Below are 327 nucleotides of genomic sequence, written 5' to 3' on the forward strand. Positions count from 1 at the left end.
CTGGTACTGCGCGAGTTCACCGGCGTCGGCGTGCACCGAGGCGATACCGAACTCGCGGGCACGGTCGCGTGCGCCCTCGCTGGTGTCCACGCCGTGGACCTCGGCGCCGGTCGCGTCAGCGATCTGCACAGCGTTCATGCCGAGGCCCCCCATCCCAATGACGCCAACGACAGTGCCGGCACGCACCCCTCCCTCGGCGACGACCGCGTGGTAGGCGGTGGTGACGGAATCGGTGGCCGCGGCAGCCTGCGCGAAGCTGACGTTGTCGGGGATGGCCACGAGGTCGCTGGCCTGCGCGATCGCGAGCTGCTCGTACCCGCCGTTCCG

The 327-nt window shown here is 71.3% G+C and carries 1 pseudogene; it reads right to left on the reverse strand.

Annotation, left to right across the window (positions count from 1 at the left end):
* Positions 1–327: pseudogene (locus KVT44_RS55870) on the reverse strand (Zn-dependent alcohol dehydrogenase); the annotation flags it as partial.

The sequence above is a fragment of the Streptomyces sp. GbtcB7 genome, assembly GCF_019091445.1.
Lineage (GTDB): Bacteria > Actinomycetota > Actinomycetes > Streptomycetales > Streptomycetaceae > Streptomyces > Streptomyces mirabilis.